Below are 14,171 nucleotides of genomic sequence, written 5' to 3' on the forward strand. Positions count from 1 at the left end.
AAGCGGACGAATCTTATGTTAGTTGGAATTCCTCTGGAACAAAGTAACAGCACAATCAAACCTAAAGAATGTGCAACTGAAATGTCTGATTACCTTGTCGCGGTTGCTGAGGTCAGATGCAAACGCTCATTTGCTCGAGTATTTAATTACTTCGCGCCTCGCTTACGCTCTTACGCTTTAAAACAAATGGGTAACGAAGCGTTAGCAATGGAGCTGGTGCAAGACACAATGTCGAATGTTTGGCAAAAAGCGCACTTGTTCAATTCTGAGAAAGGTTCGCCTTCGACATGGATTTTTACTATTGCACGGAATATACGTTTCGATATGCTACGTAAACTGCAAAACCGAAAAGAAGATGTATGCTCAGACGATTTATGGCCAGTTCTTTGCGAACAAACAGCAGATGCAAACGAAACACCGCTCGACGAGCAGATTACGTTAGAGCAGATCGGATATATGTTTGAATCATTGCCTATAAAGCAAAAAGCGGTAGTTGAGGCCATTTATATTGATGGTAAATCACAGCAAGAAGTAGCCGATGAGCTTTCTATTCCATTAGGTACAGTGAAGTCGCGGACCCGCTTGGCGCTCCAACGATTAAAGGTCATGTTAAACGATAATGATTAAGTTTCATCCAAGTGCCCAACAACTCGAAGATTTCGTTGAGGGCACGCTGACTCCAGCTATTTCTTTGATGGTATCCGCGCACTGTGATATGTGTGAGAGGTGTCAGCGACTTGTGGAGATTGAAACTGAGCGTTTGGCTGCACAAATGGTTCCGACAGCCAATGAAAGCCTCGTCGATAAGGCTGATGCCACACTTCAATTTGGCGATATGCTGTCTCAAATAACCCAACTTCCCTCATCACAAGTGGACGAACTTAAAAAAGACCATCCTCCTGAATATCGAGAAACGATAAATAAGTCGAATCTTCGTAGCGAACACAAGGGTTTAAGTACGATTGAATTAGATGGTCGGGAATTCACATTACCTCGTACGCTGCATCGCTATATAGATAAAACAGGGAACTGGTCTAGTTTGGTCGGAAAACTTTGGCAGGCGCCTGTAGATTTAGGTAATCAAGGTGTGGCCAACTTTATTTTTATGGGAAGTGGTGGAAGCGTACCTGAGCACACGCACCGCGGAACAGAATACACATTAGTTATCGATGGGGAGTTCAGTGACGGACTTAGCCACTACGATACTGGCGACTTTATTTTTATGGATGGCGAAAAAACACATACTCCTAAGGCTGAAGGAAAAGAAGGATGCTTGGTTTTCAGCATTGTCGATCAACCATTACACTTCACTTCTGGTCTAGCTAGACTACTGAACCCCTTTAGTCATTTGTTTTTCCGCTAGCTTTCCCTTTGTATCGGTTACGCAAAGACCGTTTTAAAAAATGTTCGCCCATAATCACAAAAAAACGCACCTAAGTGCGTTTTTCTTTTTAGCTACACATGGCCTGTGATTACCCCAATAATAATTGCGGCAATTAGCTAATGAACTCACTGTCTGGATAGTTAAGCTTAAGCGTTTTCATTGCATTGTCACGTAGCTCTGCTAAGCCAAGTTGTTCGTAACTTGAAACCATGATTTCCAGTGCTTGTTGTACTTGAGTACTATTTGGGAAATGTTCAATCACGTAGCGACCGCGATTTGCCGCAGCTACATAAGCTTCACGTCTCATATAAAAGCGCGCGATAGCAATTTCATAACGCGCCAGGCGGTCTTTAATATGAACCATACGCTGCTTCGCGTCAGCTGCGTATTTACTGTCAGGGTACTGTTGAATTAGCCTGCGAAAATCTTCAAATGCCGCTCGGGATTTTGATGGGTCTCTGTCCGTACGGTCAATATTCATTAATTCTTGAAACAAATTGCTATCAGATTCCATGTTAGTCAATCCACGCATGTAATAAGCGTAGTCAACATCTGAATGGTTAGGGTTCAGACGGATAAATCTGTCGATGGTGGCTAGGGTTTCTTCGTTCTTACCTGACTTGTAGTAGCTATAGATAAGGTCTAGCTGTACCTGATGCGATAAAGGACCAAACGGGTAGCGTGAATCTAACGCACCCAATGTTTGTGCTGCAGCACTGAAGTTCCCCACTTCCATGCTCTGCTTTGCCCTGTCATACAGTTGTTGTGCGCCCATGTTAGCTAAAACGGCTTTTTCTTCTTTGTCAGAAGAGCTACATCCTGCGACAGATACCATAGCTCCCAATAAAACGGGAGCCAGTAGACGAAATGATTTCATAATAATTCTATTTTCCTGCTAAACAGTTTAATACTTCGCTGTCTAAGCTCATGTGTTAAACAACAACACTTTATATTGCATTCTAACTTACTAACGATGAGAAAAACCATACAAAAACGTAAACAAGGCAGTGTACAGCGTGAATACTTGTTATAATACCCTTTTTTAGACGTAATCAATGGTGTTATGACACAGTCGCCGAACACAATACAATTAGAAGCTTCAACGGAAGCTGCGCATTTTGGTTTACGGTTAGATCAGGTTTTAGCTGATTTGTTCCCGGAATATTCTCGTTCTAAGTTAAAAACTTGGATTCAAGACGGTAATGTTGCTGTAAACGGTGAGGTAATCACCGTTCCACGACACAAAATGCAAATGGAAGAACTCATTACTGTACAAGCCGAAATGGATGTGCAGGTAACAAGTGTGGCGCAAGACATTGCGCTAGATATTGTCTACGAAGATGAGCACATCTTGGTCATAAATAAACCTGCTGATTTGGTTGTGCACCCAGGTGCGGGAAACCCAAGCGGTACCGTGCTAAATGCTTTGTTGAATCACTACCCAGAGATTGACAAGGTACCACGTGCGGGCATTGTTCACCGTCTTGATAAGGACACCACGGGTTTAATGGTCGTGGCAAAAACAATACCTGCGCAAACGCACCTTGTTGATCAACTACAGCGCCGCGAAATGAGCCGCGAATATGAAGCCATTGCTCTAGGTACAATGGTTGCTGGCGGAATTGTAGATGAACCTATTGGAAGGCATGCTACAAAGCGCACACATATGGCAGTTCGTGAAATGGGTAAACCCGCAGTGACCCATTATCGAGTTATCGAAAAATTTCGTGCATATACTCACTTGCGCTTGAAACTTGAAACCGGTCGTACGCACCAAATCCGCGTGCACATGGCTCATTTAAAGCATCCGTTATTGGGCGATCAGGTTTATGGTGGGCGTCCGCGTTTACCTAAAGGTGCGTCAGAGGAATTTATCGCTGCGCTTCGCGGGTTCCAACGCCAGGCATTACACGCGGCTCAGCTATCGCTATTTCACCCTGAGACCGAAGAGTGGATGACCTGGAAAGCGCCTCTACCTCAGGACATGCAAGACATGCTCAGAGCGGTAAGGAAAGACACTACAGACAATCCGCAAGATATGCTTTAAGCAGAAAGTTGAGCTTATGACATTGATAGCTGCAAACTCATCTATTTCATCAACGCTGGATTTGATTACGCCAGTGTGGTCTTGTCCGTCTAACATTGTCGCTTATACAACGACAAGAATAGGGGGAACAAGCGTAGGTGATTTTGCAGGTTTAAACGTTGGTGCCCATGTTGGTGACGACTTGATGCTAGTAAAAGCCAATAGAAGCCTGATCCCACACAGTCAAAAAATTACGTGGTTAGAGCAAGTTCATAGCAACCGCGTAGTGTCACTGCCAAGTGCAGATACAAGCGCTGATGCGGCTTATTCATCTTCTAAATCACACTTTTGTGCGGTGATGACCGCAGACTGTGTACCTATTTTATTGTGTGACGAAAGCGGCCAAGAAGTTGCCGCAGTGCATGCGGGATGGAAAGGCCTTGAAAGCAACATTATCAAAAACGCTGTTGCATGTTTTAACAGTGATGCGAATAAGCTTATTGCATGGATAGGGCCCGCAATTAGCGGTCCCTGTTATGAAGTCGACGCTCAATTGGCGAGTAAATTTCGTCACATAAAGGGCGCCATCGTTAATAGCAGTGTTGAAGGTAAGTACCTGTTAGATTTGCCGTTAGTAGCACAATTACAATTACAGCAAGTCGGTGTTGAAAATATTACTTTAAGTAATTTGTGTACTTACACCGGCGATAAGCTTTTTTACTCGCATCGACGAGCAACCCATCAGAATAAACGCACGACAGGGCGTATAGTAAGCGTTATCGGCATTCTGTGAACTTTTCCGCCAATGTGGTATGCCACCCTAATTGTTTGCGCTAAATCAAACTCTCGTCACTATTTCTTATCTTTTTGGCTAACTTTTCAATCTCATACTTGAATCGCAATTGAGAAGCCTACATAACTAGAACATAAAGAATTCCATTGCGCATAGGTCATTACCCACTCAGCGAGAGTTAAAATGTTCGTAATCGCGGCGTGTTACCGCAGGTATAGTGGTTCTACATCAAGGTGATACAACAAAGAGTACGAACATTTTAAACTCGCCAGCGCCTTCTGAGTGGGCAGTTATCTAAGCGGATTGGTATAGTTGTTCATTTATTAGGTTGAGATTATGAGACTAGATAGATTTACCAGCAAATTTCAGCTCGCGATATCCGATGCTCAATCACTCGCATTGGGGCGAGATCATCAATATATTGAACCTGTCCATTTAATGACTGCCATGCTAAATCAGCAGGGTGGTTCAGTACGGCCTTTACTTGACCAAGCAAATATCAATGTTAATGCGCTTCGTTCTGCGTTGAGTCAGGCTATTGAGCGCCTTCCGCGTATCGAAGGCATCGGAGGCGATGTTCAGTTAAGTAAAGACAGCGGCATTCTACTTAATCTTTGCGACAAGATAGCCCAGCAGCGCAAAGACGAATATATTACCTCGGAAATCTTTGTGTTAGCAGCCCTTGAAGATAAAGGGCGATTGGGTGAAATTCTTAAAAGCCTGAGTATCACTAAAGAAACCATTGAGGGCGCTATTGATGATATGCGTGGTGGACAGAAAGTGACGGACCCTAACGCGGAAGACGTGCGCCAGGCCCTTGAAAAGTTTACTACGGATTTAACCGAGCGAGCGGAACAAGGCAAACTTGACCCAGTTATCGGAAGAGACGATGAGATTCGTCGTACCGTTCAAGTTTTGCAGCGCAGAACTAAAAATAACCCTGTGCTTATTGGTGAGCCAGGTGTGGGCAAAACGGCTATTGTCGAAGGTTTGGCCCAACGCATCATTAACGGTGAAGTACCAGAAGGACTAAAAAATAAACGTGTCCTCGCCCTAGATATGGGCGCGTTAGTGGCTGGCGCTAAATACCGCGGCGAATTTGAGGAGCGCTTAAAAGCGGTGCTCAACGAATTAGCTAAAGAAGAAGGTCGCGTGATTTTATTCGTTGACGAACTGCATACTATGGTAGGTGCTGGGAAGGGCGATGGCGCGATGGACGCAGGGAATATGCTAAAACCTGCCCTGGCGCGCGGAGAGCTCCACTGTGTAGGTGCTACGACGTTAGACGAATATCGTCAGTATATTGAAAAAGACGCTGCGCTTGAACGTCGTTTCCAAAAAGTATTGGTAGAAGAGCCAAGCGTTGAAGATACCATTGCCATTCTTCGAGGCTTAAAAGAACGTTATGAACTTCATCACTCGGTCGATATCACAGACCCAGCTATTGTTGCGGCTGCAAGTTTGTCACATCGCTATATTAGTGACCGCCAGCTTCCAGATAAAGCTATCGATCTTATTGATGAAGCAGCGTCTAGCATTCGTCTGCAAATTGACTCTAAGCCGGAAGACATGGACCGATTGGAGCGGCGAATCATCCAACTTAAGTTAGAAGAACAAGCGCTCGCTAAAGAAACTGATGATGCCAGTCACAAGCGCCTCGAAATGATTGAACTTGAGCGAGAGCAAGCTGAGACTAAATACGCTGAGCTTGAAAAAGTGTGGTTGGACGAAAAAGACGCCATGCAGGGCACCCAGACCATTAAAGGGGAGCTTGAACAAGCAAAGCTTGATTTGGAAATTGCACGACGTGCATCTGATTTAAACCGCATGTCAGAGCTTCAGTATGGCCGTATTCCCGAGTTAGAAGCTAAACTAGAGCAAGCCGCTGAAAATGAAACCCGCGAGACCACGCTACTTAAAAACAAAGTTACTGACGTTGAAATTGCTGATGTACTTTCACGGTGGACAGGTATTCCTGTAGCTAGAATGCTAGAAGGCGAGCGTGAGAAGCTGCTACGTATGGAAGATGTACTGCACAAACGAGTTATTGGACAAGAAGAAGCGGTTGAAGCGGTATCAAATGCCATTCGCCGTTCGCGTGCAGGACTTGCCGACCCGAACCGTCCTATTGGCTCATTCCTATTTTTAGGGCCAACTGGCGTTGGTAAGACTGAGTTGTGTAAAGCGCTGGCCGGCTTCATGTTCGATACTGAAGATGCCATGGTGCGTATCGACATGTCAGAGTTTATGGAGAAACACTCGGTAGCTCGCTTAGTAGGTGCTCCTCCCGGCTACGTTGGTTATGAGGAAGGTGGTTATTTAACAGAAGCGGTGCGCCGTAAGCCTTATTCAGTAATTTTGTTAGACGAAGTTGAGAAGGCTCACCCTGATGTATTTAATATTCTGCTTCAGGTCTTAGATGATGGACGGCTAACTGATGGACAAGGGCGTACCGTAGATTTCAAAAATACGGTTGTGATCATGACGTCTAACTTAGGTTCAGATATCATTCAAGATAAGCACAATGAAAGTCAGTACGACGATATGAAAGCGTCGGTGATGAGTGTGGTAGGGCAGCATTTCAGGCCTGAATTTATAAACCGCGTTGACGACATTGTGGTATTTCACCCGTTGGGTAAAGAGCAAATTAAGTCCATTGCTAAAATTCAGCTTGCTTCGCTTAGAGCAAGGTTAGCCGAAAAAGGGTATAAACTTACTTTGTCTGCCGCTGCTATGGATAAATTAGCGGACGCTGGATTCGATCCAGTATTTGGCGCTAGGCCGCTGAAGCGAGCAATACAGGTACAGGTGGAAAATCCACTCGCGCACCAATTACTTGCTGGTGAGTTGATACCTGAATCAACCATTCGAATTGACGCCGACGAAAACGGCTTATTTGTGGTAAGCGGTTAACCAAACAGCCAATTCAACTACACCAAAGGCACTGGAGACAGTGCCTTTTTTATTGCCTTGTTAGTGCTTTCTCTATTAGTTTACTTACTAAAGTGAATTTAGCGCGATTGTCAGGAGTTATACATGGAAACAGCCCCAATTATTAACGCATTTAAACGCGTACTAGGGGAAAGCAACCTAGCCGTTGGAACGCGCCAAACTGAGCACTATCGCAAAGGATGGCGGTCAGGCGAAGGCGAAGCATTGGCTGTACTTTTTCCACATACGCTAATGCAATATTGGGAAGTGCTAAAGGTATGCGTTGAATTTAATTGCATTATTATTATGCAAGCTGCGAAAACAGGTTTGACCGAAGGCTCTACGCCAAGCGGAGATGATTACGATAGACCTGTGGTGGTTATTAACACACTAGCAATGGACGATATCGTTCTAATAAACGATGGTAAACAGGTGTTGAGTTTTCCGGGCGCAACATTGTTTAAGCTTGAAAAAATGTTGCAGCCCCTTGGGCGTGCGCCTCATTCTGTAATTGGGTCGTCTTGCTTGGGGGCGTCTATTGTTGGTGGTGTTGCTAATAACTCAGGTGGTGCGCTTGTTAAAAGGGGCCCAGCCTATACGGAGTTATCGGTATTCGCTCAAATAGACAAAAACGGCGAACTAAAGCTAGTCAATCGTTTAGGAGTAGACTTGGGCGAGACTCCGGAAGAAATTATTGAGAACCTTTCTTCAGGCAATTTTTCAAAATCTTTACCTGATACTGGTAAGAAAGCATCAGCTAGTGATTATGAATCCATCGTTCGCGATGTGAACGCTGATACGCCTAGTCGCTTCAATGCCGACCCATCAAGACTATATGAAGCCAGTGGTTGCGCCGGTAAAGTTGCCGTTTTTGCCGTACGCTTAGACACATTTGAAGTGCCTAAAAAAGAACAAACGTTTTATATCGGTACTAATGATGCTGCTGTACTTACCCGTATCCGCCGAGATATTTTGTCGACCTTTAAATACCTTCCTGAAGTAGGTGAATACCTGCATAGAGAAATGTTTGATATTGCAGATGTGTATGGTAAAGATACGATATTAAGTATTGAACGTTTAGGCACTGACTCACTACCTAAAATGTTTGCACTTAAAGGGCGGGTGGATGCTGTGCTCAACAAACTGCCTTTTATGCCTGGTTACGTAAGCGACAGAGTTATGCAGTTTGGGAGTAAGTTTTTTTCTGATCAAATTCCTTCAAGTTTAAGAGTCTACCGCGACAAATACGAGCACCATCTTATTCTTAAGATGAGCGATGGCGGTATTGAAGAGGCAAAGACACTTTTAGCCAAACTGTTTACAGACGAGAAGCTAGATGGTGACTACATTACTTGTAATGAAGAGGAAGCGTCTAAAGCCTTTTTACTGCGCTTCGCAGCAGCAGGTGCCGCGGTGCGTTATCAAATGATGCATCACAAACAAGTAGGGGAGATTCTTGCGTTAGATATCGCTTTACGACGTAATGACGAGTTTTGGGTGGAAAAGCTTCCTGAGCACATAGGCAAGCATGTAGAAAAGCCACTTTATTACGGGCATTTCTTCTGCCATGTTTTCCATCAAGATTACATTCTAAAAAAGGGCAGCGACGCCAAAAAAGTAAAAGCAGACATGTTAGCCCTTCTAGATAGCCGTGGTGCTAAGTACCCTGCAGAACATAATGTTGGGCATTTGTATGAAGCAGAGAGCACTCTACAGCAGTTTTACAAAGAGCTAGACCCTACCAATACCTTCAATCCAGGTATTGGTAAGATGGAAAAGCACAAACGTAATTGTTCGTGCTGTCTTTAGCAAAAGTATCATAATGAGAGCTCTAAAGGCTCTCTAACAATGCTTTAGCTTGGGGCCGCTTAAAGAAAGGACGCTCAACGTTAGCTGCGAACTCCAGTTCTTTCTTCGCTTCCTCAATTCTATTTAGCTTTGCAAGCGTGTAGCCAAGGTGGTAGCGAATGTTGGGATCGTTAGCATCCCTAGCGAACGCGTCTCTAAGCATTTTGAGACTACCCTCATAATCTCCCTGCAGAGCTTTAATATGCCCGAAGGTGTCTAGTATTTTCGACGAGTTAGGCTGCAGCTCGTAAGCTTGACGCGCATAATTTTTCGCGGAAACCAAAGACTTTTCGATATGCATGATAGCTAAACGGTTAAAGGCTTCGGCAGGATTCAGTAAGTTTGGTTCTTCAATAAGCTCTTTGTAAAGCGCTGTAGACTCGTCAAACTCTTGAATAAAGAATAAATATTGTGCTAGCAGGTTTTTTGCCAGAAGATTGTTGTCATTTTCATCCACCAGTTTGCGCGCAGTATTCAAAAATACATCAACAAATTCTTCGTTTAATGCGTAGTTGTAAATAGCGATAAATGCCTGCGCAAAAGTGGCGTCGATTTCTAGTGCTTTTTCAAATGCTTTGATAGCACTTTTATCGCTCCCTTTATTTGCTGCTAACCTGCCTTTTAAAAAGTAATAAACAGGGCTTTGTTGCTGCTCACGGGGAACAGTTGTTAATAGTGACTGAGCCTTATCGTTTTTCTGCAAGTCTAACAATAGGCTTGTATAGCGCAAAGTAACAAACGTGCTTGTATTGGCGATTTCATGAGCACGGGCCATAGCGTTCAACGCGCCATCATTATTACCAAGGTTTCCAGCTTGGTCGGCATATGCAATTAATTTACCGGCATCGTCATTGATAAAGCTCCTTACTATGCTTAGCGTTTTTTCCGCATCGGCACGCTGATTATTTGATAGCTGAAGCGCGGCTTTACGAAGGAGATAGTCAGCATTGTCGAAGTCATCTTTAATAAGCAGATCTAAATGATATAGTGCGTTCTTAATGTCCCCCTGTTGCTGGTATAAAGATGAAATGCGCTCTCTAGCACCAATATTTGAAGGGGTGAGCGTTAATATATCAAGGTAAATTTGCTTTGCGTCTTCTACGTTGCCCGCTTTGGTTAAATTAAACGCCTTTAGCATCAGTGTTTCGTTATGCTGAGGCGATAGAGCGAGCAACTCTTCTACTAGCTGATTGGATTTATCTACATTCCCTAAACGACTTTCTGTGGCTGCTAAATTGAATTTTGCAGGAAAGAGGGTAGGGTTCTGCGCTAGCGCCTTTTCAATATTGGTTTTAGCTTCTTCTAACTGACCCTGTCTAATCAAAATACCTGCTTTTAGGTTGTACACTTCAGCTTCGTCAGGAAAAAGCTCACTCAGTAAATTTGCGCCCTTCAAAGCACTATCAAACTGCTGCGCTTGTAAGTTCATTAGTGAATAAGTGAAAAGAAAACCTGCATTATCTTTGTAGGTAGGCAAATTCTTTTCGAGAATCGATAGCGCTTCGTCCTGCTTTCCTCTTGCAGCCATCAATTTAATTTTGAAAAGCTGAAGCTTGTTTTCGTTAGGGTATTTGTATTCAAGATTTTGCAATAGGCGTTCAGCCTTAAACGCTTTATTTTGGCGAATAAACAAATCACCTAGAAGAAGTGCAGAGTCGGGGTCTTCCATTAACGCATCTTGATGACGTTCAAGCAGCGCTAGGGCCTGTTTATCTTGTTGAGTCGCCATATAAACTTGACTCAGCATTAAAACTGCCTGTAAGTCATTAGGCTCCTGCTGCAAATAGGCATTAAAGTCTTTTGCTGCTGTCTCCATGTTGTTGTTAAAGAAGTTAGTTAAACCGCTTATATATAACAACATGGGTTGAGAAGTTATTAGTTCAGGGTCAAGCTGCGCCATGAAGTCGTTAAGCTCTTTTAGCTTCTCGTTATCAATCGCTTGTTGGTTGTCTCTACTTTGCAGCCAGCTGTTGAGTAATATGGCGAGGGGATCGTTAGGCGTGTCTTCAATGATCTCATCAACGAATAGCTTTGCTGTATCGTAGTCTTTCGCTTCTAAATACAAATCTACAAGATTACGCAGTGCAATAGGGTCGTCGCGGTTAAACGTTAGGGCTTTTTGTAAATGTGCGGTTGCAGCGTCGGTATCACCTTTACGGTATGCAAGTTGCCCTTTCAATCGCCAGGTTATTGCGTTCTCTGGTTCTAAAGACATAGCTTTATCAATAAGAGAGGTCGCTTTAGGTAAATCTTCGTTTTGAAGGGCGATGGAAGCTAACCCATTTATAGCAGGTACGAAGTTGGGCGTACGGGAAATGATGGTGTTGTAGTCACGTGAGGCGCATTGCTCATCTTCCAATCTAATGCATGCTGTAGCTCGAATTAATAACCATTCACGGTCAGCATCACCTGATAGCTTAGTTAAATCAGAGAAGTCTACAATCTCTTGATATTTATTTAGGAATAGCCATGTGTTACCTAGCGGCTCTGCCAGAAGGTTGATATCGGCACCCATTTCCAATGCTTCTACAAACTCCATCTCGGCCGCAGTAAGGTAGCCATTAATAAGTAGTATCTCGCCCATTAGTATTTTAGCGGCTAGGTTTTCAGGGTCTTTTTGTAAGCTGTTTTTAAGGTGAATATAGGCTTCATCGTACTCGTTTTCGTTAAACGCAGTAAGCGCCTTTTCGTAGTCTTCTGACGTAGTAGCTAAGCTACTAAACGCGATAAATGATGAGGCAACTGCAGAGACAATAGCGCGTTGTATAAAACGCTTTTTATTATTAAAAAAATCCATATAAACCTTCGATATTCAGCCTAGTCACTGGCTTAAAAATAGCATAAAAAAAGGTGGCTTAAGCCACCTTGTAACGATACGTGTTTTTTAAACGTTTTTAAACAATTAAACGCGACGCTTACGTCTATATAGAACAAGACCTAAACCTAAGCTCATTAGTGCTAGAGCTCCTGGTTCGCTTACCTCATTGATCGACTCTTCTTTTGCTTGAGAAATGCCAAAAGATGCTAGTTTGAACCCTGAACCAGATATGTCATCTATCGAGCTGTTAGGGTCAAAAAATGTGTTATATGCCCCCACAAGCCAATATTTAGCTTCAGTCAGTGTTGGGTAAGTTACTTCATATTTGTTAAGCCCGGTGGGGTTTGTCGAAATGTTCTTATGGGTAATTGATGTTATTGCATTTGAGGAAGCGATATCTTCCCAAGTAGTAACCGTACTGTCAGCATTTTTGAAAATGTTAATGTTATCGAAACCTACTACTGTCAACTGGTTTTCGTTACTGGCGCCAGTAAGGTAATTAAATTTGGTATTTGTAAGAGCAACCTTTTCACTAAATGAAAAAAGTACCATATCAAAATCATACTTCCAGTCCGCTTTACTGTTATCAATAGTATGCGAATCAAAAAGCTGCCCTCCATGGTCTCGATTACGCATAGACAATCCATAAGTTGCCGAATAGTCAAGACCATTTTGTCGCACTACGCGATCATCGCCATCATAATCAGAATGCTCGGTATCTGCCCATGTCGTGTAAGAGACGTATATATCTGAGCCGTCGATTTTTATTGAATTAGTTGTAGGTTCGAACCCTTTACTAACATTTTGAGTGATCATGTCGTACGTATACTGTTTGATCATTGAATCACTCGCGTAAGCGACTGATGTACTGATAAGTAGCAACGACGAAAAGGATACGTTTAATAACTTGTTCATAAGTATTGGCCTTACAACTTAATTTCTACAAAGAGGCAATACCTATTGAATGCTAGAACTGTGCCAAATTTTATAATGCTGATTTTTAAGTTATTTTTATGTTTTTTTGTGGATTCTAGAGTGATGAGTAAAAAAAGCTGACAGGTCCTACCACCTGTCATTGATCTAAAGTCTAATTTTGTTAAACAAGTTTCTTGCGGCGCCACATAACGATGAGCGAACAAGCCATTAGAAGACCAATGGCTCCTGGTTCTGACACTTCAGTTGTATCTGATGTGCCTGTCGTTTCGGTAATCGAGAAACCAACATTAGCAAGTTTGAAAGCGTCGTTACCAATGTATCCACCAATATTGCCAAATACTGTGTTGTATGCACCCACGAGCCAATATTGCGCTGATTCAGTAAACGCAAAATCTGCACGGTGTTCTACGTAGTCACAGTTCTCGATATCGTAAGATGCTGAAGTAAGAGCATCTGCAACAATATCACTCCATGTATTTACACCAGAGGTTAAAGTGGAAGTGTCATTTAAGGCAGCTACTGAAACTTGACTATCATTACTGCTATAAAGCCATGAAAAACTAGCGCCAGTTAGCGTTACTGCAGAGTCAAATGAAAGCAGTACAAAGTCATAATCACGCTCAACATTGGTCACCCCACTTTTGTAAGCAGCATTACTACCTTCATAATAGTAGTTGAGGTTGTCGATAGCATGGTCGGCACTACCATTATAATAAGCTTCGTCATTATTAGTAATTCCATAAGCCCAGGTATTTGAGATTTTTTGTAGGTTAGCGGCAACCACTGTTTCGCCACTTACATTATTCGTATCTGAAAATGCAGACAGAGAAACGTTTACGCCATTAATTTCAACGGTTGAATTAGCTGGGTCGACACTATTGTAAACACCGTCGTCAACCAAGTCATAAGTGTTTTCGCCTAACGGTGAATTACATTGTTTGCTCTGTCCACTATTACTACTCGATGAGCCACAATAAGAGTAATCATGCTTTTTATAATAGGTGGCAAATGCTGAATTGGCGCTCAGCGTTGATATTGACGCTATCGAAAGTAACAGCGCAATTTTGAAAGAAAGGGTTTTGTGTAGTAATCGCATAATTGCTTTCCTATATAAGAAGCGCAACGCGCTTCAAGTACAAACCTTACAAGCGTTACACTATTTATATGCAAACACTTTTTTCGGGTAGTACTTAATTTCAACATGGACGTGTATGATATATGAACGGTGAGCTGTTTAAGGTATGTGGCCGTATACCTAGTTATTAGCGATTGTCGAGGCGAATTATGAAACTGACTTTAAGTTATCAATCTCTGAGGTTCGTCCTACTCTGATAAGATGGACACATCTAAATGTATTACACAGCTTTTTAAATGTGATATCGCTGAAATAAATATATGGAAGTTGGCTTAATTTTTACTTTGCTATGCCTACCTG

At 42.9% G+C, this 14,171-nt stretch carries 10 protein-coding genes; 6 read left to right on the plus strand and 4 right to left on the minus strand.

Annotated elements, in window-relative coordinates; genetic code table 11:
* The first annotated feature begins 15 nt into the window (after nucleotides 1-15).
* Both KL866_RS18225 and KL866_RS18230 read left to right on the plus strand, forming a co-directional pair.
* A complete protein-coding gene (locus KL866_RS18225) occupies nucleotides 16-627 on the plus strand; it encodes a sigma-70 family RNA polymerase sigma factor (RefSeq protein WP_025255810.1) in 612 nt (203 codons plus the stop codon).
* Nucleotides 620-1,363, plus strand: a complete 744-nt coding sequence (locus KL866_RS18230) for a ChrR family anti-sigma-E factor (protein WP_214996330.1) — start codon at nucleotides 620-622, stop codon at nucleotides 1,361-1,363. Before KL866_RS18225 ends, KL866_RS18230 begins: the two co-directional genes overlap by 8 nt.
* Nucleotides 1,364-1,496: 133 nt before the next feature.
* Here KL866_RS18230 and KL866_RS18235 read toward each other — a convergent pair whose 3' ends face one another.
* The gene (locus KL866_RS18235; protein ID WP_025255808.1) at nucleotides 1,497-2,261 is read right to left on the minus strand and encodes an outer membrane protein assembly factor BamD; all 765 of its coding nucleotides are present in this window, start codon (nucleotides 2,259-2,261) and stop codon (nucleotides 1,497-1,499) included.
* A 186-nt stretch (nucleotides 2,262-2,447) separates the two neighbouring features.
* On the opposite strand from KL866_RS18235, the gene rluD reads away from it, so the two are divergent.
* From rluD to dld, 4 genes are all read left to right on the plus strand, one after another.
* Nucleotides 2,448-3,431 (plus strand): 23S rRNA pseudouridine(1911/1915/1917) synthase RluD, encoded by a 984-nt coding sequence (gene rluD / locus KL866_RS18240; protein WP_214996332.1) that lies wholly within the window; start codon nucleotides 2,448-2,450, stop codon nucleotides 3,429-3,431.
* A gap of 16 nt (nucleotides 3,432-3,447) precedes the next feature.
* Nucleotides 3,448-4,203, plus strand: coding sequence for a peptidoglycan editing factor PgeF (gene pgeF / locus KL866_RS18245; RefSeq protein ID WP_025255806.1), 756 nt, complete (start codon nucleotides 3,448-3,450; stop codon nucleotides 4,201-4,203).
* A gap of 336 nt (nucleotides 4,204-4,539) precedes the next feature.
* Entirely contained in the window at nucleotides 4,540-7,116 is a 2,577-nt protein-coding gene (gene clpB / locus KL866_RS18250; RefSeq protein WP_025255805.1) for an ATP-dependent chaperone ClpB, read from the plus strand.
* Nucleotides 7,117-7,239: 123 nt separating this feature from the next.
* Entirely contained in the window at nucleotides 7,240-8,943 is a 1,704-nt protein-coding gene (dld, locus tag KL866_RS18255) for a D-lactate dehydrogenase (protein ID WP_025255804.1), read from the plus strand.
* Between the two features lie 22 nt (nucleotides 8,944-8,965).
* On the opposite strand, the gene prsT is transcribed toward dld, so the two are convergent.
* From prsT to xdp1 (KL866_RS18270), 3 genes are all read right to left on the minus strand, one after another.
* Nucleotides 8,966-11,779 (minus strand): XrtA/PEP-CTERM system TPR-repeat protein PrsT, encoded by a 2,814-nt coding sequence (gene prsT / locus KL866_RS18260; RefSeq protein WP_214996334.1) that lies wholly within the window; start codon nucleotides 11,777-11,779, stop codon nucleotides 8,966-8,968.
* A 105-nt stretch (nucleotides 11,780-11,884) separates the two neighbouring features.
* Nucleotides 11,885-12,715: an exosortase-dependent surface protein XDP1 gene (xdp1, locus tag KL866_RS18265; protein WP_025255802.1), complete on the minus strand. Its 831-nt coding sequence runs from the start codon at nucleotides 12,713-12,715 to the stop codon at nucleotides 11,885-11,887.
* Nucleotides 12,716-12,896: 181 nt separating this feature from the next.
* Nucleotides 12,897-13,832, minus strand: coding sequence for an exosortase-dependent surface protein XDP1 (gene xdp1, locus KL866_RS18270; RefSeq protein WP_025255801.1), 936 nt, complete (start codon nucleotides 13,830-13,832; stop codon nucleotides 12,897-12,899).
* Nucleotides 13,833-14,171 lie beyond the last annotated feature (339 nt).

The sequence above is a fragment of the Alteromonas sp. ALT199 genome, assembly GCF_018619335.1.
Taxonomy (GTDB): Bacteria; Pseudomonadota; Gammaproteobacteria; order Enterobacterales; family Alteromonadaceae; genus Alteromonas.